This is a genomic window from Comamonas sp. 7D-2, assembly GCF_022749555.1.
GTDB lineage: Bacteria > Pseudomonadota > Gammaproteobacteria > Burkholderiales > Burkholderiaceae_C > Comamonas > Comamonas thiooxydans.
Window position 1 is genome coordinate 4693374 of the sequence record NZ_CP094238.1, and the last position, 18144, is coordinate 4711517.

At 61.7% G+C, this 18144-nt stretch carries 16 protein-coding genes; all 16 read right to left on the minus strand.

Annotated elements, in window-relative coordinates; translation table 11 throughout:
* Window positions 1-3: 3 nt before the first annotated feature.
* The 16 genes from rsmH to MPZ60_RS21650 all read right to left on the minus strand — a co-directional run bounded on the left by rsmH (window position 4) and on the right by MPZ60_RS21650 (window position 18126).
* Complete coding sequence (rsmH, locus tag MPZ60_RS21575; protein WP_034354347.1) at window positions 4-933, minus strand: 16S rRNA (cytosine(1402)-N(4))-methyltransferase RsmH; 930 nt, start codon at window positions 931-933, stop codon at window positions 4-6.
* Between the two features lie 9 nt (window positions 934-942).
* Window positions 943-1371: a division/cell wall cluster transcriptional repressor MraZ gene (gene mraZ / locus MPZ60_RS21580; protein WP_003051254.1), complete on the minus strand. Its 429-nt coding sequence runs from the start codon at window positions 1369-1371 to the stop codon at window positions 943-945.
* Window positions 1372-1725: 354 nt separating this feature from the next.
* Window positions 1726-3045, minus strand: coding sequence for an ATP-dependent protease ATPase subunit HslU (hslU, locus tag MPZ60_RS21585; protein ID WP_003051251.1), 1320 nt, complete (start codon window positions 3043-3045; stop codon window positions 1726-1728).
* Between the two features lie 76 nt (window positions 3046-3121).
* Window positions 3122-3667, minus strand: coding sequence for an ATP-dependent protease subunit HslV (gene hslV, locus MPZ60_RS21590; RefSeq protein WP_003051248.1), 546 nt, complete (start codon window positions 3665-3667; stop codon window positions 3122-3124).
* Window positions 3668-3814: 147 nt separating this feature from the next.
* Window positions 3815-5542: an STAS domain-containing protein gene (locus MPZ60_RS21595; RefSeq protein ID WP_034354349.1), complete on the minus strand. Its 1728-nt coding sequence runs from the start codon at window positions 5540-5542 to the stop codon at window positions 3815-3817.
* A 46-nt stretch (window positions 5543-5588) separates the two neighbouring features.
* Entirely contained in the window at window positions 5589-6332 is a 744-nt protein-coding gene (gene dksA, locus MPZ60_RS21600; RefSeq protein ID WP_187771826.1) for an RNA polymerase-binding protein DksA, read from the minus strand.
* A gap of 254 nt (window positions 6333-6586) precedes the next feature.
* Complete coding sequence (locus MPZ60_RS21605; protein ID WP_034354351.1) at window positions 6587-7702, minus strand: GTP-binding protein; 1116 nt, start codon at window positions 7700-7702, stop codon at window positions 6587-6589.
* A 210-nt stretch (window positions 7703-7912) separates the two neighbouring features.
* Window positions 7913-8959 (minus strand): tyrosine recombinase XerC, encoded by a 1047-nt coding sequence (locus tag MPZ60_RS21610; protein ID WP_034354353.1) that lies wholly within the window; start codon window positions 8957-8959, stop codon window positions 7913-7915.
* A 24-nt stretch (window positions 8960-8983) separates the two neighbouring features.
* The gene (locus MPZ60_RS21615; RefSeq protein WP_034354355.1) at window positions 8984-9697 is read right to left on the minus strand and encodes a DUF484 family protein; all 714 of its coding nucleotides are present in this window, start codon (window positions 9695-9697) and stop codon (window positions 8984-8986) included.
* On the minus strand, window positions 9694-10572 hold the full coding sequence (dapF, locus tag MPZ60_RS21620) for a diaminopimelate epimerase (protein WP_034355269.1): 879 nt from the start codon (window positions 10570-10572) through the stop codon (window positions 9694-9696). Before dapF ends, MPZ60_RS21615 begins: the two co-directional genes overlap by 4 nt.
* Window positions 10573-10622: 50 nt before the next feature.
* Complete coding sequence (locus tag MPZ60_RS21625; protein WP_034354357.1) at window positions 10623-11183, minus strand: MarR family winged helix-turn-helix transcriptional regulator; 561 nt, start codon at window positions 11181-11183, stop codon at window positions 10623-10625.
* A 96-nt stretch (window positions 11184-11279) separates the two neighbouring features.
* Window positions 11280-13043: an acyl-CoA dehydrogenase family protein gene (locus tag MPZ60_RS21630; RefSeq protein WP_034354358.1), complete on the minus strand. Its 1764-nt coding sequence runs from the start codon at window positions 13041-13043 to the stop codon at window positions 11280-11282.
* Between the two features lie 151 nt (window positions 13044-13194).
* On the minus strand, window positions 13195-14202 hold the full coding sequence (locus MPZ60_RS21635) for a Bug family tripartite tricarboxylate transporter substrate binding protein (protein WP_034354360.1): 1008 nt from the start codon (window positions 14200-14202) through the stop codon (window positions 13195-13197).
* A 90-nt stretch (window positions 14203-14292) separates the two neighbouring features.
* Complete coding sequence (locus tag MPZ60_RS21640; RefSeq protein WP_034354362.1) at window positions 14293-15297, minus strand: Bug family tripartite tricarboxylate transporter substrate binding protein; 1005 nt, start codon at window positions 15295-15297, stop codon at window positions 14293-14295.
* Between the two features lie 96 nt (window positions 15298-15393).
* Window positions 15394-16161 carry an SDR family NAD(P)-dependent oxidoreductase gene (locus MPZ60_RS21645; RefSeq protein ID WP_003081161.1) on the minus strand — a complete coding sequence of 256 codons (768 nt, stop codon included), beginning with the start codon at window positions 16159-16161 and terminating at the stop codon, window positions 15394-15396.
* A gap of 60 nt (window positions 16162-16221) precedes the next feature.
* Window positions 16222-18126, minus strand: a complete 1905-nt coding sequence (locus tag MPZ60_RS21650) for a feruloyl-CoA synthase (RefSeq protein ID WP_034354364.1) — start codon at window positions 18124-18126, stop codon at window positions 16222-16224.
* Between the last annotated feature and the right edge of the window lie 18 nt (window positions 18127-18144).

Here is an 18144-nt window from a genome sequence, read left to right on the forward strand (position 1 = left end):
GCATCATGCATGCACCTCGGTGCGCTCGGCGACGCGCATCACGGCGGAACGCGAACGAGGATTGGCATCCACCTCGGCAGCACTGGGCTTGATGCGCTCCAGCGCCTTCAGACGCATGGGCGTGGGAGGCGCAAACGGTGCACGGCGGTCGTAGACCTCCTTGGAATGCTTGGCAATGAACTGCTTGACGATGCGATCTTCCAGCGAATGGAAGCTGATCACGGCCAGACGGCCGCCGGGAGCCAGCACGCGCAGACTGGCTTCTAGCGCTTGCTCAAGCTCCTGAAGTTCGGCATTGATGAAAATCCGAAGAGCCTGGAAGGTCCGTGTTGCCGGGTTTTGCCCAGCCTCGCGGGTCTTGACCGCGCCAGCCACGAGTTGGGCCAGCTCGGCAGTGGTGCGTAATGGGCCCTGGCTTTCGCGCCGAGCAACAATCGCCTTTGCAATGGGGCCAGCAAACCGTTCTTCGCCGTAGTCACGTATCACCTCCGCAATCTGCTGCACTTCCGCATCTTCGAGCCACTCGGCCACGCTCTGACCACGCGTGGTGTCCATGCGCATGTCGAGGGGGCCGTCAAAGCGGAAGCTGAAGCCCCGGTCCGGGTTGTCGATCTGGGGCGAGCTCACCCCCAGGTCCATCAACACCCCCTGCACACTGCCTTCGGGCAGTTCGCCAAGATGGCGAAATCCTTCATGCCGAATCGAAAAACGCGCATCGGTGATGCGCGCCGCCTCAGCAATTGCGTCCGGGTCTTTGTCGAACGCGATCAAGCGCCCGTCCGGCCCCAGCCTTTGCAAAATGAGCCGGGAATGACCGCCTCGACCGAACGTCGCATCGACCCACTGGCCAGCGGGCGGCTCGGCGGCACCACCCAGCAGGGCGTCCACGGCCTCGTCCAGCAAGACGGTGATATGTTGCAACGGCTGATTCACAAGCACTTCCTACAAAACAAAATCCTGGAAAGCCGCCGGCATCGGTTGCTGGCGCGCTTCCGCTTCGCGCATTTCATATGTGGCCTTGTCCCAGACCTCGAAATGCGCCCCCATGCCCAGCATCAAGACCTCTTTGGTCAGACCTGTGGCCTCACGCAACTCGGGCGAAATCAGCAGCCGACCGGTTGCATCCATCTCCGCATCCATGGCATTGCCCAGAAAAATCCGCTTCCACCACTGAGCCGTGATCGGCAGTTGCGCGACGCGTTCGCGAAACTGCAGCCACTCGGGGCGCGGAAACAGCAACAGACAGCCATCGGGATGCTTGGTGAAAGTGACCTGCCCCTCCGCCAAGGACAAAAGGGCGTCACGATGCCGGGTCGGCACTGAGAGCCGCCCCTTTCCATCGAGATTCAGCGAAGACGCCCCTTGAAACACGGCAAGTTACTCCGGTCATCTGGAGCCGCTCGTTCCCCAAAAATGGGCACGAGGGCAGCTTTCACCACTTAATTGCACTTTTTTGCACTGTATCAGCAATTTAAGGTGAATCCAAACCCGAAGGAACAATTATTTGCAATGAAATCAAGCACTTAGAGAGAAAAAGAAAAGCCTTATTCTGAAAATACCTTTCCTTTACAAGCACTTAGCAAAGTCAATGCAAGTGGACTCTCATTAGGAGGCGTCAATTGCAACCATTCAATTCAATGGAAAGAACTGATTTAAGTCTCGACCTTCTCCTACAAACGCAAACTGCCCGCACAGGCGGGCAGCTCGCTTCAAGCGCTCGGTTCTTCAAAGGATGAAGCGCGACAGATCCTCATCCTTGCTCAGCACCTGCAGGCGCTGATCCACATAGGCTGCATCGATCACCACGGTCTGACCCGAAAGCTTGGCCGCATCGAAGCTGACTTCGTCAAGCAGACGCTCCATCACTGTGGACAGACGCCGTGCACCGATGTTTTCGGTACTCTCGTTGACGTCAAAGGCAATCGTTGCCAGACGCGTGATGCCCTCGGGCTTGAACTCCAGAGTCACGCCTTCGGTCGCCAGCAGCGCCTGATATTGCTTGACCAGGGAGGCGTGAGTCTGCATCAGAATCGCCTCGAAGTCCTGTACCGACAGAGATTCCAGTTCCACGCGAATGGGAAAGCGCCCCTGCAGCTCGGGAATCAGATCGCTGGGCTTGGACAGGTGGAAAGCACCCGAGGCGATGAACAGAATGTGGTCTGTCTTGACCACGCCGTACTTGGTCGAGACGCTGGTACCTTCGACCAAGGGCAGCAGGTCGCGCTGCACACCCTGACGCGATACATCGGAGCCACTGGTTTCCTGGCGCGTCGCCACCTTGTCGATTTCGTCGATGAAGACAATGCCGTTTTGCTCGGCATTGGCAATGGCGCGGGTCTTGACGTCTTCCTCATTGACCATCTTTGCTGCTTCCTCATCGGTCAGCAGCTTCAGGGCCTCGGCGATCTTGAGCTTGCGCGTCTTGCGCTTTTCCTGGCCCATATGGCTGAACATGCCACGCAGCTGCTCGGCCATCTCTTCCATGCCCTGGGGGCCCATGATCTGCACCTGAGGCATCTGCTCGGCGATGTCGATCTCGATCTCCTTGTCGTCAAGCTGACCTTCGCGCAACTTCTTGCGGAAAACCTGACGCGCCGTGTTGTCCGCGGGTACTTCGCCGGTGCGGGCCTGCGGGATCAGCACATCGAGAATGCGCTCCTCGGCAGCATCTTCGGCGCGGGCACGCATCTTCTTCATGTCCGACTCGCGCGTCTGCTTGACGGCAACTTCAGCCAGATCGCGGATGATGGCGTCCACATCCTTGCCCACATAGCCCACTTCGGTGAACTTGGTCGCCTCGACCTTGATGAAGGGAGCATCGGCAAGTTTTGCCAGACGGCGGGCAATCTCCGTCTTGCCCACGCCCGTGGGGCCGATCATCAGAATGTTCTTCGGTGTGATTTCCTGGCGCAGGCCCTCGGGCACCTGCTGACGGCGCCAGCGATTGCGCAATGCAATCGACACCGCGCGCTTGGCACCATGCTGGCCGACGATGTGCTTGTCAAGCTCGGAGACGATCTCCTGGGGAGTCATGGCAGAAGACATGTGAATTCTCAGTCAAATATGCCCCTAGCGCCCATCCATAAAGCGCCAGCAGCTATCAATTCGGATAGACGAGTGCTTACAGCGTCTCGATCGTGTGATTCATATTGGTGTAGATGCACAGCTCGCCGGCAATCGCCAGGGATTTGCGCACCACATCTTCGGCCGACAGCTCGGTGTTGTTGAGCAAGGCCTTGGCTGCGGAATGCGCATAGGCGCCGCCGGAGCCGATGGCCACAATGCCCTGCTCGGGCTCCAGAACGTCGCCATTGCCGGTAATGATGAGCGAGGTAGTCGCATCGGCCACGGCCAGCATGGCTTCAAGCTTGCGCAGCACGCGGTCGGTACGCCACTCCTTGGTCAGCTCGATCGCGGCGCGGGTCAGGTTGCCCTGGTGTTTTTCCAGCTTGGCCTCGAAGCGCTCGAACAGCGTGAAGGCATCTGCGGTTGCCCCCGCAAAGCCCGCCAGCACCTTGCCGTGATAGAGCTTGCGCACCTTGCGCGCCGTGCCCTTGATGACGATATTGCCCAATGTGACCTGACCATCACCGCCGATGGCGACTTGCACGCCCTCGGGAGTCTGGCGGCGCACGCTCAAAATGGTGGTGCCGTGAAACTGTTCCATCTGGAGCAGATGGGGACAGACAAGATCGACCTCAAGAGGCCCAGAAAAATTAAATTTGCAGCGCTTGCTGTGGACAAGGCCTCAAACGGCCCGATTCCAGCCGGAGACGCGGTCTCTTGGGGGAAGGCGGCATAGCCTCTCAGGGAGCTAGTCCCTCCTTGGGATCACCTGTGCATGTTCCTGAATGCCAACAACATTGAAGAACACCGCCAGCAACTGGTGCAACTGACTGAACTGCAACACATGACCCAGCTCCTGCATCTGCGCAGCCCAGTTCAGCACCGAGCCTGCGGCAGCAAAGTCCATGCGCACCAGGCGCGCACAGTCAATGGCGATGGCTTCGCCAAGCTTGGCCTTTTCCTGAACCTCGGCCAGCCAGGGCAATGCATCGCCGTCGATCACGCCTTGCAGAGCAAAACGCGGCTGATGCTCCTTCCAGAGCATGCCGGGCTGAATCGTCTCCGGCCCCAAGAGCCGGCTATCCTTGGCACGCAGGTTCTGCGCCTGCCCTTCATTCGAATACGCACAGACCGGATCGTCCCACGAGGGTGGCGACAGCTCGTAGGTCACGCAATAGTCCAGCGCCGTCAGCTCAAATTCGTCCTGCAGATGCATCAGGCGCTGCATGGCCAGACGCAAATACCACCAGTCCTGATCGACGGCTCGATCACCGGAAGGGGTGTGCTTGCTGAGCACGGCCTGCAATCTTTCATGACCGGCAAAAACCAGTGATCCCTTTTCGTCGGCCCATCGATGTGCCGCATCCAGCAGCGGCTTCTTCACGCCGGGGTCGAGGCTCTCCAGAACGCTCCAGTCCATGACCGAGCTGCCGACGCTGCGCGCCTTGCTGGCCAGCAGCGCCTTGAAGCCAGGCTCATCCAAATGCACAGGAGCCTGCCAGCGAAAACCGGTCTGCACTGCTGCGGCATCCGGCGCGGTTTCGCTAAGCCTGCCCGCCTGCTGCGGCATCACAAACCATTGCGGTGCCGAACGACCGAAGCGCGCCACAAAGTCCATGGCAGCGTCTTCAAACTGAGCCTGCATGCCTGCTGCGCGGTACATGTCCAGCAGTGCCAGCCAGACCTGCAACTGCGCCGGCGTATCCTGAGCACGCTCGGCAATCAAGGCCTTGAGGCTGGTCTCGGCTGCGACGCTGTCACCGCTGGCAAAGACAATCGCAGCATCCTCCAGCGCGGCATCATGCTCGAAGCGCGCAAAGGACGGCGGAACCATGTTGATATCGGTTGGAGCGGAGACCTCGGTCGTGGCAAACGCTGGTGAAAAGTCTGTCTCGCCACGCAGGCCCGGCAAAGCAACAGGATTGCCCTGCCGCCCCGATTGCGGCAGCTCCAGATCGCCTGGCAACACATCCTGAAGCAGCGGCAACGTGCTGATCGAAAGCGGCTGGCTTTTAAATACCGAAGGCATGCTGCCTCCGCCCTCGGGCAGTTGCAGCGGCATGGTGGCGGCATCAGCGGCCAGCTTGCCGCGCCACCATTGCTGGGCCATCTGCGCTTCGATCTCGTCGATCTTCTTGATGGTTTCTGCGCGCTCGCCCGGCACGGAACTTTGGGCAGTCTGCAAAAAAGAGGAAGGTGCCAGTGGGGTCGGCGTCTCGAGCGGAGCCCTGGCAGTCACCGCCGTCTTGGACAGCTGAGCCTGACGCAGCTTGCGCAGCTGGTCAAACTCGCGCTTTCGCACAAAGTCGTTCTGGCGCTTGCGCTCCAGCATCTCCTTTAGCGCCTGCTTGCTGTACTGGCTTTCTTCGCTTTCCTGGTTCAGATTCTCCAAATCGGACCAATTCACGGTCGGGTGGCGCACGAAACGCACCACCTTGGACAGCAACCCTCCCGACTTGTTTTCTTCTTTCACCATGGTCCTCTACTTTGCTGCCTGCAGCCCCGCCAACGCCTGACGCAGATCAATCGCCGTACATCTTCTGCTTGAGTTCACGGCGCTGCTGGGCTTCCAGCGACAGTGTAGCCGTGGGGCGAGCCAGCAGCCGTCCCACCCCGATGGGCTCGCCGGTTTCGTCGCAGTAGCCGTAGTCGCCGGCATCAATGCGGGCAATGGACTGGTCGATCTTCTTGAGCAGCTTGCGCTCGCGGTCACGGGTGCGCAGCTCGAGAGCGTGCTCTTCCTCGATGGTGGCACGATCAGCAGGATCGGGCACCACGACGGTGTCTTCACGCAGGTTTTCTGCAGTCTCACCCGCGTTCACATGCATATCGTTCTTGAGCGCGACCAGCTTGCGACGGAAGTAGGCCAACTGGGCGTCGTTCATGTAATCGTCATCAGACATGGCCAGCACTTCAGCATCGGTCAGCTCCTCTACCGACTTGGTCTTCCAGGCGTTGGCCAGCTTGGGATCTTTCTTGGGCACAGCTTGCTTTGTGTTGGTCATTGCTTTCGTATCTCTCATGGTTGCCGCAGCCTTGACTGCCGAAGCTGCCAAGGACGGAACATCTGTTTCAGGCTGCCGCGCTGGAGGCGATGCAGAACGCTTGGATCTGGACGATTTGGAAGATTCTCCCGCTGCTGCAGGTACCAGCACCGGGTTGTTCAACGCGGCGTCCACCAAAGAGGTCTCGACGCTGCGGGGGTGCACAGCCGCTGCCGCAGCTTTGGCTGCAGCCTTGGGCAGATTACTTTTCACAGCGGTCACGTCCTGTCTCCTTACAGTACAGAGCCCTTGCAGGGCCGGATTGCTCCAACACCCTCTTTAGGGCCGGCATTGTAGCCACGCCAGTCCCCCCAGCCCGGCTCCGTTGCACATACCCCACAATTTGCAACAAAGCCTGCGCCTGTTTCGGTCAGTTTGCGAGAAATAACAGACAAACAAAACGGCCTGCTTGGCAGGCCGTCAGTCATTGTCAGCAAACCGTTAGCTTTCGCCGAAACAGCCCCCAAACCCAGGGTTTACACCAAACATTGATCCAGTCCCTGGCGAAGAATGTCCTGCGGCAGGTCGATGCCGATGAAGACCATTTTGCTGACTCGCTTTTCATCGACTTCCCACTCGGGGCCCAGATCGCTGCCCATGAGTTGGTGCACGCCCTGGAAGATGACCTTGCGGCTGGTGCCCTTCATGTCGAGCACGCCCTTGTAGCGCAGCATCTTGGGGCCGTAGATATTGACGATGGCGCCCAGGAAGTCTTCCAGCTTGGCCGGGTCGAACGCGCGATCGGCGCGGTAGACAAAGCTCTTCACGTCATCGTCGTGATGATGGTGATGCGGGTGATTGCAGTGCTCGCCATGCTCGTGGTCATGGTGGTCGTGGCCGCAATGCTCGTCGTGCTGGTGTTCATGATCGTGTTCGCATTGGCCATGGTCATGGTCGCAAGCGCTGTGGTCGTGATGATCGTGGTCGTGATCATCTTCCTTGAGGAAATCAGGGTCGATGTCCAGCTTGGCGTTCAGGTTGAAGCCACGCAGGTCGAACACTTCGCTCAGGGGCACATCGCCAAAATGAACGGCACGGATGGGCGCGCGCGGGTTCATGTGCTTGAGGCGGTGGATCAGCGCCTCCTTTTCCGCATCCGTCACCAGATCGGTCTTGGACAGGAACATCTGGTCGGCAAAGCCCACCTGACGGCGCGCTTCCTGGCGATCGTCGAGTTGCTGATTGGCATGCTTGGCATCCACCAGAGTGATGATGGAGTCGATCAGGTAGGTCTCGGCGATCTCGTCATCCATGAAGAAGGTCTGGGCCACGGGACCGGGATCGGCCAGGCCGGTGGTCTCGATCACGATGCGGTCGAAGTCCACCTGCCCCTTGCGGCGCTTGGCGGCCAGCAACTGCAAAGCCTCACGCAGGTCTTCGCGGATGGTGCAGCAGATGCAGCCGTTGCTCATCTGCAGGATCTGTTCTTTGGATTCGGTCTTGAGAATGTCGGTGTCGATGTTCTCCTCGCCGAACTCGTTCTCGATCACGGCAATCTTCATGCCGTGGGATTCGTGCAGCACGCGCTTGAGCAGCGTGGTCTTGCCCGAGCCCAGAAAGCCCGTGAGGATGGTGACAGGAATGAGAGCCATGCGTTGAAACCTCTTGCTGCGGCCAGCCGCCACATGCGGCTGTCCAAAAAACACGGGCGGCGCATCCCTATGCGCGCTCCGGTGATAACAGCTGGGGAGTGTAGCGGTGCTTTCAAGCGCGCATGGGCAGCAGGGATGGCAGAAATTTCAGCAAAAAATCACCTCCATCACATACTCAACAATCACTTCAAGCTATCAAATCAGGACTCTTCAGTTTTGCTCTTCGTCGTCCGGCACGCGCAATGGAGCGGGCGTCTCTCCGACGCTGCTGCGCTGCGCACGCGGGTGGGCTTTTTCATAAGCCTGGGCCAGATGCTGGAAATCCAGCCGCGTATATATCTGCGTGGTGGCAATGCTGGAATGCCCGAGCAGCTCCTGCACGGCACGCAGATCGCCACTGGACTGCAGCATATGACTGGCAAAGGAGTGACGCAGCACATGCGGGTGCACGCCAGTCGCAAGCCCCGCCTGCTGGCCTCGCTGCTTGAGACGTGACCAGACCGACTGGGCGGCGAGCCGCTCGCCCCGGCGGCCGACGAACAAGGCCGCTTCATCTTGTGCCTTGAGCTGTGCGGTCCCGACCAGCGCGCTGCTGCGCAGCGCCAGCCAGCGCTGCAAGGCCTCGATCGCCATGCGCCCCACGGGCACAATGCGGCGCTTGCTGCCCTTGCCCTGAACATGGGCGTCACCCGCCTCCAGATCAATCCAGCCTCTGCCTTCATGCCGGCTCTGCTGGTCGGGCCGTAGATCCAGCCCCACCAGTTCGGCCACACGCAGGCCACAGCTGTAGAGCAGCTCGGTCATGGCGACGTCACGCGCCTCCATCCATGGATCAGCTTCGGGGTTCTGAAAACTGGCCAGTTGCACGGCATCGTCCACAGCCAGTGCCTTGGGAAGAGGCTTGGCAGCTTTGGGGCCGCGCACGCCCTCCACGGGGTTGAAAGGCACCAGCTCCCGCTGGGCCGCCCAGCGGAAAAAGCTGCGCCAGCCCGAAAGAATCAGTGCGATACCGCGTGCACTGCGGCCGGCGCCATGCATTTGCGCAGCAAAGCGGCGAATATGCGAGGGTTGCAGTGTCAAAAGCTCCTGAGCTGCCGCCTGTGCAAAGCTCTGCAGCTTGATCAGGTCCAGCGCATACAGCGTATGCGTGCGCTCGGCCAGGCGCTTTTGCACACGCACATGCTCCAGATAACTGTGGACAACTTCCGGAAGCTGCGCGTACTGCTCCTCAAAAGAGGGCTGCTCGCGCTCTTGCATCGGTATCTACCCCCTTTTGCAGCCTCAGCCGTGCGCCAGCGTCAGCGCAGGAGCGCGCATGCGCGAGAGCGAGGCACTGGCCAGCTCGGAGATGCGTGAAAGGAATTCAAGACCCATGGTGGCATCGAAGCGCAGCGGGTCGGGCGATCCCAGCACCAGCATGCCAAAGGCGTTGGAAGTGCTGTCCATGGCACCGTCATGCAGGGTCAGCAGCGCGACCGACTGCACCGCATTGGGGTTGGGCAGCCAGGTCACGGGTTCGAAGCCCATATTGGGGCCGCAGAACGGCATGGTCAGCGACGAAGCAAAGGCCTTGGCATCATCGCTCACTCCCATGGTGTAGACGGTGCCGCTGTGCGCACCCGCCACATTCCACAGACGCAGTGCGACCTGGGGGACATCAAACGTGTGCTGCAGGCTGGCGGTGAGCGCATGGGGCAGCTCGCGCAGGTCCTGCACCCTGACCAGGGCATGGGTCCACTGATGAATCTTGTTGGCGATGGAAGCGTTCTCGCTGCCATGGCGCACCATGTCCATGATGCGATGCTCCAGACCCTTGATCTTTTCGCGCAGCATCTCGGCCTGACGTTCCTGCAGGCTGACGGCACGTGGGCCATGGCCGCTGATCAAACGCACGCCTGTCAGCATCTCGGCATGGCGCTCGAAGAAATCGGGGTTTTCCTGGAGGTAGTCGGCAATCGACTCTTCGGTCATGGCGGTATCGGTCAAGCTGTTCATAAGGTATCAGGTATGTCGATCTGGCCTTCAAAAACAAATTCGGCAGGGCCGGTCATGCGCACGCGATCGTGCGCACCGCCAGTCCATTCAATGGTCAGCAGACCGCCGCGGGTATGCACATCGACGCGCTGGTCGAGCAGGCCCCAGCCAATGCCGGCCACCACGGCGGCACAAGCCCCCGTACCGCAGGCCAGGGTCTCGCCGGCACCACGTTCATAGACACGCAAGCGGACCTCACCGCGGTTGAGTATCTGCATGAAGCCGGCGTTCACACGCTGAGGAAAACGGGCATGGTTCTCGATCAACGGGCCATGCAACTCCACCAAAGCGGCATTCACATCGTCCACCAGCTGCACCGCATGCGGATTGCCCATGGAAACGGCTGCTATCCAGACTGTAGCCGGCTGCAAAGGCGTATCAAGCGTCAGAGGCCATTTTTGCGTCGAGCCCAGAGTCTCGGCCTGCAGACCGTCGGTCGTGAACGGCACCTTGGACGGATCCAGCTGAGGCGCACCCATATCGACCGTGACGCGGCCATTGCCATGAATTTCGGGGGCGATGACGCCCGAGAGGGTCTGTACGCGGATCACGCTCTTGTTGGTCAGACCCTTGTCATGCACATAGCGCGCAAAACAGCGTGCGCCGTTTCCGCACTGCTCGACCTCGCCACCGTCGGCGTTGTGGATGACATATTCAAAGTCCACGCCCTCTGCGGGTGCCGGGCGCACCGTCAGGATCTGGTCGGCGCCCACGCCAAAGTGACGATTGGCCAGGTAGCGGTACTGGGCGGTGCTCAAGCCCAGGCGAGCCTGGGTTTCGTCGAGCACGACAAAGTCGTTGCCCGCACCTTGCATCTTGGTAAAGCGAATCTGCATGATGCCGCACATTATCGCGCCGGGCGCAGGATCTGCGCCATGCCATGGGATCAGCGATACAGCTTTTGCAACAACTCCATGAGCTGCACCTGCTCGGCAGCACTCAGATGCCCGATGGCACGGGTCTCGCTGCTCTTGAGCTCGGGCTCGGCCGTATCCACCAGTTCGCGCCCTGCCCCGGTCAGGTACAGACCCGTGGCGCGGCCGTCTCGCGGGTGCGGACGCCGTTCCAGAAAGCCGCGTTTGCCCAGCGCATCGATCATGCCCACCATATTCGGCGGCAGCACGGCCAGTTGCTGACAGAGCTGGCGCGAGGTGATACCCGGATTGCTGCCCACCAGAGACAGCACGGAGAATTCGACGATCTTGAGGTCAAAACGCTCCATGCAGCGCATGAAAACACCCACCAGAGCCAGCGAGGCGCGCCTGGCGTTGTAGCCCAGCAGGGACTCCAGAAAGCTGGCATCGACCTGATCGACGGCAAAAACCTCGGCACTGTCCCTGGGCTCCTGCCCCGAGCCTGGGAGATCCAAGCCAGCTTCTCTGGAGCGCGTGCCGCGCAAAGAGCGTGCAGGTTTGGAGTCTGGTTCAGCAGTCTTGTGAGCGAGCATTGGCGATGTCAACTTCGAAGGCAAAAGAGCAATCCAGGAGCGCGATGAAAAGACCGCAATTGTGCCGGTATTGCTCGCATCTTGCAGCCATTTTGATCAATGCGCAGAGGTGAACAGCTGGTTGCCGTGTACGACGGAAGCCTGCGCCCACTGCGCCTTCATCAGAGTCAGACGCCAGTCCATTTCGGGCAATATGCGCTGCTGCACCTGCTTGCAGGGGCCTCGCCAGCGCTCACTATCGCCCCCCGCTGTGGCCGCAACACGTGCCCACGCCCAGCCCAGCAGCACCACGGCCACGCAGCGCAGATAGTCGTCGGCCACGCGCCAGGCCAGGGTGTCATCTTCCTTGCAGGCCTGCGCCAGCACCTTGGTGAAGTAGCGCAGCTGGGCCAGGCAGCGCAGCACTTCTGCATCCAGCGCCCGACCTGCATCCAGGCTGTTGCGCAAAGTCAGCAGCCATTGCCCCATGGCCTGACCACCGTCCGGCAGCACCTTGCGCACCAGCAGATCGATGGCCTGAATTTCATTCGTGCCTTCGTAAATCATGGCCACGCGCGAATCACGCACGATCTGCTCTATGCCCCACTCGCGGATGTAGCCATGGCCGCCGAACACCTGCAGGCAGGCGCTTGAGCCCTCGAACGCCTGCTGGGTCCAGGCGGCCTTGAGCACGGGCGTGATCAGGCTGCACCACTTCTGGGCCTGCTCGCGCTCGCGGGCGCTTTCGGCATGTCGCGCCACATCGAGATAAATACCGGTCTGGTAGGCGAGCACACGCCCCCCATCCACCCAGGCACGCTGCAGATCGAGCGTGCGGCGAATGGCCGGATGCTCGATGATCAGATCTGCTGCATCGCCTGCGCCACGCGAGGCCGGCACCGCCCCTGGCGCTCGCATCTGACGGCGCTCCAGCGCATAGGCATGGGCCCTCTGCCATGCCGCGTCCAGCAGGCCTATGCCCTGCAGCGCCACATGCAGGCGCGCGGCATTCATCATGATGAACATGGCGTTCAGGCCCGCTCCGGGCTGGCCTATCAACCAGCCTGCAGCCCCATCAAAGCGCATCACGCAGGTGGGGCTGCCATGCAGGCCCATTTTTTCCTCGATGCGCTCACAGACCACGCGGTTGCGCTCGCCGCCTGGCAGCAGCTTGGGCACGAGAAACAGCGACAGGCCCTTGGGCCCTGCCGGAGCCCCGGGCAGACGCGCCAGTACCAGATGCACGATGTTATCGGTCAGATCATGCTCGCCGCCCGAAATGAAAATCTTGCTGCCGCTGATCTCGAAGCGCTCGCCCTGCTCGGATTCGCCAACCGGAACGGCTTGCGTGCGCACCTGCCCCAGGTCGCTGCCCGCATGGGCCTCCGTCAGACACATGGTCGCCAGCCATTCACCGCTGGCAACCTTGGGCAGATAGGCGGCCTTGAGCGCATCGCTGCCATGGTGCTTGAGGCACTCATAAGCACCATGCAGCAAGCCCGGCGCCATGGTCCAGCCATGGTTGGCGGCACTCAGCCATTCGTACAGCACGCCTTCCAGCACCCAGGGCAGCCCCTGGCCGCCATCCTCCTCGGCACAGGCCAGTGCAGGCCAGCCGGCCTGCCAGAAGTCCTGATATGCCTGGGCAAATCCAGGCGGCGTGGTGACCTTGCCCGCTGCAAACTGCACGCCGACCTCATCGCCTTCGCGCGACAGCGGCGCCACCACCTCGCCCACCCATTTGCCGGCCTCCTCCAGCACCTGCTGCATCAGCCCCCGGTCCGTTGCCGCATGCGCCGGCAGGCGCTGCAATTGCTCATCGGCCTTGAGCACATCAAATAGAAGAAACGCGTTATCGGCACTGAGGGGCAAATAGGACATACAAAACCGGCTGCGTTTGCAGCAAAAACTCAACCAAAACGCGGGCTATGCAAGAAGCGCAACCCTATAGTCAGAGGCGCCCAGCAAGAGCCGCCTCGCGGCGATGGCGCCGTCCCCCTCAGGGGGAAACGGCGCAGCCGTTCAGGGGGTCTCAAGTATCCGCAGTAAAGCCAATCTGCTTGACCAGCGGTCCCCATCGCTCAAATTCGGACTGCTGCGAACGGGCCATCTCCTCAGGCGTGGAACTGGTGGCAATCAGGCCGACCACACCCACGCTTTCCTTGAGCGCGTCGCTCTTGAGCGCCGCCGTGATGGCCGCATGGGCGCGTGCACGCACATCGGCAGGCGTCTTGGCATTGGCATAGAAGCCAAACCACTCTTCGGCCGTCAAATCGGCAAAGCCCTGCTCGGCAAAGGTAGGGACATTGGGCAGATAGGGGTTGCGCTGCGGGCCGCTGGTGGCCAGCACGCGCAGCTTGCCGGCCTTGTAGTAGCTCAGGAAGTCGCCGCTGGGGCCCATCACGGCTGCAATCTGACCACCAGCCAGGTCGGACACCGCAGGCGCCGTGCCGCGGTAAGGCACATGGCTGAGCTTGATGCCCGAACGCAGGCTGAGCAGGGAGCCGATCAGATGCGGCTGGGTGCCCGCACCGGGGCTGCCGAAGCTGGCCTTGTCGGGGTTGTTCTTGCACCAGGCCAGAAAATCCTTGAGGGTCTTGACCTCGGCCGGCACGGCAGGGCCGACAGCCAGCCCATGGTGCATGATGGCTCCAATCGAAATTGGCTCGAAATCCTTGGCCTGATAGGTCAGCTTGCTATAGATATGCGGGTAGATGGAGAAGGCCGAAACCTGGGACAGCACGATGACCGAGCCGTCGCCCACGGAATTGCGCAGATTCTCCAGTGCGATGCGGCCGCCGGCACCAGGCTTGTTCTCCACCACGCCCATGTTCTTGGAGTAGCTGGTGCCGCCGATCTTTTCCGCCACACGGCGGGCCACCGAGTCACCGGCACTGCCTGCGGGAAAGCCGTAAAGGATGCGCACCTGCTCCAGTGGCCCGCTGCCCTGGGCATAGGCGCTACGGCCGGCGATGCCGCCGAATGCGGCCAGGGCGGCTCCAGCGCCCAGGCCTTTGACGAAATTGCGACGATCTTGCATGTTTGTCTCCTCTATTGTTCGATCGCTATGTGCAGGCTTGAGCCTGTCTGAAAAATCCCGACCCGAATGCTATTCGATACCGAGGGGTCATCAGGAATCGCCCGTAAAACCGATCTGCTTGACCAGCGGACCCCAGCGCTCGAACTCGGCCTGCTGCGAACGGGCCATTTCCTCGGGCGTGGAGCTGGTGGCAATCAGGCCGACCACACCCAGGCTTTCCTTGAGTGCCTCGCTCTTGAGCGCTGCCGTGATGGCCGCATGGGCGCGTGCACGCACGTCGACCGGTGTCCTGGCATTGGCATAGAAGCCAAACCACTCTTCGGCCGTCAGATCGGCAAAGCCCTGCTCGGCAAAGGTGGGGACATTGGGCAGATAGGGGTTGCGCTGCGGGCCGCTGGTGGCCAGCACGCGCAGCTTGCCGGCCTTGTAGTAGCTCAGATAGTCGCCGCACGTGCCCATGATGGCCGCGATCTGACCGCCCACGACGTCCGAGACGCCGGGTGCCATGCCGCGATATGGCGCATGGCTGAGCCTGACGCCGGAGCGCAGACTCAGCAGCGCCCCCAGCAGATGCGGCTGACTGCCGGCACCGGGGCTGCCGAAGCTGGCCTTGTCGGGGTTGTTCTTGCACCAGGCCAGAAAATCCTTGAGCGTCTTCACCTCGGCCGGCACGGCAGGGCCGACAGCCAGACCGTGGTGCATGATGGCTCCAATCGAAATCGGCTCGAAATCCTTGGCCTGATAGCTCAGCTTGCTGTAGATGTGCGGGTAGATGGAGAAGGCCGAGACCTGGGACAGTGCAATCACCGAGCCGTCCCCCACGGCATTGCGCAGATTCTCCAGTGCGATGCGGCCGCCGGCACCGGGCTTGTTTTCCACCACGCCCATGTTCTTGGAGTAGCTGCTGCCGCCCATTTTTTCGGCCACGCGGCGGGCAACCGAGTCACCAGCACTGCCTGCGGGAAAGCCATAAAGAATGCGCACCTGCTCCAGCGGGCCACCGCCCTGGGCATAGGCGCTGCGGCTGATACCACCGAATGCGGCCAGCGCTGCACCAGCGCCCAGGCCTTTGACGAAATTGCGACGACCTTGCATGACTTGTCTCCTGCTTGAAATACGGACTCTTCGGTCCTGTGGAATCAATACACGTCTCGATAGCAAACCAGCGGGCTGTCGCCAGCCCGCCCTGCCTCAGCGCGGAGCCATGCGCAGCGCGCCATCCAGGCGAATCACCTCGCCATTGAGATGATCGTTGTGCACGATATGCACGGCCAGATCGGCAAACTCGGAAGGCTTGCCCAGGCGCGAAGGAAAGGGAATGGATGCCGCCAGCGACTGCTGCACGGGCTCGGGCAGCTCCTTCATCAACGGTGTGGCGAACAAGCCTGGCGCCACGGTGCAGACACGAATGCCGTGCTGTGCCAGATCACGCGCCATGGGCAGCGTCATGCCGACCAGGCCGCCCTTGGATGCGCTGTAAGCCTGCTGTCCCACCTGGCCATCGAAGGCTGCCACCGAGGCGGTGTAAAGAATCACGCCGCGCGCGCCATCCTCCAGCGCCGCCAGCTTGGCGCAGCGTGCGGCAAACAGCCGCGTCATGTTGTAGCTGCCGACAAGGTTGACGCGAATCACTCGCTCAAAGTCTTCCAGCGGTGCGGGCTCGCCATCGCGGCCGATCACGCGCTTGGCCGTGCCGATGCCGGCCACATTCATGAGAATGCGCGCATCGCCGCCCCATTGCTCGCGAACGGCATCCAGCGCGGCCGTGACGCTGGCCGCATCGCAGATATCGCACTCCAGCGCCAGTCCGCCGATCTCGGCAGCCACCACCTTGGCCTTGTCGAGCTGGCGATCCAGCACTGCAACCCTGGCGCCTGCGGCAGCCAGCGCACGCGCCGTAGCTTCGCCAAGGCCCGAGGCTCCTCCGGTGACGATGGCAATCTGATCCTGAACTTGCATATCACTATCCTTTTAAAAGCTGCTTGCGCTTTCTGTCATTGGGCTCAAGCCTGTTCTGGCTCAGAGATTGGGCTTCAGGATCAGGGCCAGCGTTTCGTCATAGAGGCCTGCCACCACATCGGCGCGATGCTGGAGCACGGCACGCTGGTTGATGGAGCCCTTGTCCGTGACTTCGCCCAGGTCCAGCGAGGGCGGCCTGATCGCCGCCACTGCCCGCGCAATGCGAGTGGCACTGCCGGTGGCCGTCTGCGCCAGCTGGTTCAGAACCGTCTGCAGATGCTGCTGCACGGGTTGGCTGTGCATGATCTGCTCCAGCGTCGCCCCCGCGTCCAGGCCGCTTAAGGCCGCACAGGCCGGGGTCCCGAAAATGATGGCACCGACCTCCTTGCGATCCAGGCCGGTCAACACCACATCCTGGATATAGGGCGCGCCGGCATGGATGATCCTGGCCCGCAGCGGCCCCACGTTGACGAATGTGCCCGTGGCCAGCTTGAAGTCTTCGGCAATGCGGCCGTCAAAGCGCAGACCCTGGTTGCGATCCTGCGGGTCGCGCCACTGCACGGCGTCTCCGGTGCGGAAAAATCCGTCCTCGTCAAACGCCTCTGCCGTGGCTTCGGGCGCACGCCAGTAGCCGGGCGTGACGTTCGGCCCGCGGTAGCGCACCTCCAACTTGCCATCCACAGGCGCCAGCTTGAGCTCCAGACCCGGCACCGGTACGCCCAGGTCTCCCGAGCGCACGTCGGGACGGTTGATGAACAGGGCCGATGGCGAGGACTCGGTCATGCCCAGGCCCGTTCCCATCACGATGCGCTCGCCGCACTCGGCCTCCTGCGTGCGGTGCAGGCTATCCCAGACGGGCTGCGCCAGAGAGGCTCCGGCGTAGAAGAACATCTTGACGCGCTTGAGCAGGCTGCTGCGCAACTGCGCATCGCTCTCCATGGCACGGGCGATGTATTCGAATCCCGTGGGTACGTTGAAGTAAACGGTGGGAGAGATCTCGCGCAGATTGCGCAGCGTCTCGGCAATGCCCGCCGCCGTAGGCTTGCCCTCGTCGATATAGACAGTGCCGCCGTGATAGAGCGCGAGGCCGATGTTCTTGTTGCCTCCGAAAGTGTGATTCCAGGGCAGCCAGTCCACCAGCACGGGCGGGCCTTTGACCATATCGGGCATGGTCTGGGCAATCTGCTGCTGGTTGGCGCACCACATTCCATGGGTGTTGATCACGGCCTTGGGCAGCTTGGTCGATCCCGAGGTGAACAGGAACTTGGTGATGGTGTCGGGCCCGGTGGCCTGCATGGCGGCATCCACCGCAGCTGTAGGCTCGGTTGCCAGCAGGTCGGCAAACAAGGTGCAGGTCCGGGCATCGACGGCCGGCTTGCGGTAAACCACCTCACAGCCCTCGGGCAGCACGGCGCGTACCGCCTTGTCATAACGCGCCGCATCGGCAGCAAAGATCAGGCCTGGCGTGAGCGTATCGACCACATGGCGCAGCTTGGCGTAATCGGTGCTGACCAGTGAATAGGCCGTGGAAACCGAGCAATAGGGCACGCCTGCATACAGGCAACCCATGGCCAGCATGGCATGGTCGAGATCGTTCTCGCTGAGGATGATGACGGGACGCTCTGCCGAGAGCTTTCTGTCCAGCAAGGACTGCGCAATGCTGCGCGCCGCTGCCAGCGTCTGGGCATAGTCGATGCGTTGCCAATCACCGGTGCTGCCGTCGGCCAGTCGTTGCCGCTGGGCAATGAAGGTCTGCTGCGGCGTGGTCTGCGCCCAGTGCACCAGCCTGTCAGTCATGCGTGCTGCGTGCTCTGCCAGCTCCCGGTCGGAGCGCACGTAGAAAGTGCCGTCGCCTGCCTCCCTGACCTGGATGCTGCGCACGCCGAACTCCAGCTCACGGTAGCGAGGCCTACCCCCCTCTACCACCTGGCCGAGGGCCTGCATGGCTGTGTTTGTCTCCTGCATTGTCTTTGTCTCCACAGC

Coding starts and splice junctions, on each gene's coding strand:
- hslU (WP_003051251.1), bottom strand. CDS start 3,045: ATGTCTTCTGCCATGACTCCCCAGGAGATCGTCTCCGAGCTTGACAAG.
- hslV (WP_003051248.1), bottom strand. CDS start 3,667: ATGGAACAGTTTCACGGCACCACCATTTTGAGCGTGCGCCGCCAGACT.
- MPZ60_RS21595 (WP_034354349.1), bottom strand. CDS start 5,542: ATGGTGAAAGAAGAAAACAAGTCGGGAGGGTTGCTGTCCAAGGTGGTG.
- MPZ60_RS21605 (WP_034354351.1), bottom strand. CDS start 7,702: ATGGCTCTCATTCCTGTCACCATCCTCACGGGCTTTCTGGGCTCGGGC.
- MPZ60_RS21610 (WP_034354353.1), bottom strand. CDS start 8,959: ATGCAAGAGCGCGAGCAGCCCTCTTTTGAGGAGCAGTACGCGCAGCTT.
- MPZ60_RS21615 (WP_034354355.1), bottom strand. CDS start 9,697: ATGAACAGCTTGACCGATACCGCCATGACCGAAGAGTCGATTGCCGAC.
- dapF (WP_034355269.1), bottom strand. CDS start 10,572: ATGCAGATTCGCTTTACCAAGATGCAAGGTGCGGGCAACGACTTTGTC.
- MPZ60_RS21625 (WP_034354357.1), bottom strand. CDS start 11,183: ATGCTCGCTCACAAGACTGCTGAACCAGACTCCAAACCTGCACGCTCT.
- MPZ60_RS21630 (WP_034354358.1), bottom strand. CDS start 13,043: ATGTCCTATTTGCCCCTCAGTGCCGATAACGCGTTTCTTCTATTTGAT.
- MPZ60_RS21635 (WP_034354360.1), bottom strand. CDS start 14,202: ATGCAAGATCGTCGCAATTTCGTCAAAGGCCTGGGCGCTGGAGCCGCC.
- MPZ60_RS21640 (WP_034354362.1), bottom strand. CDS start 15,297: ATGCAAGGTCGTCGCAATTTCGTCAAAGGCCTGGGCGCTGGTGCAGCG.
- MPZ60_RS21645 (WP_003081161.1), bottom strand. CDS start 16,161: ATGCAAGTTCAGGATCAGATTGCCATCGTCACCGGAGGAGCCTCGGGC.
- MPZ60_RS21650 (WP_034354364.1), bottom strand. CDS start 18,126: ATGCAGGAGACAAACACAGCCATGCAGGCCCTCGGCCAGGTGGTAGAG.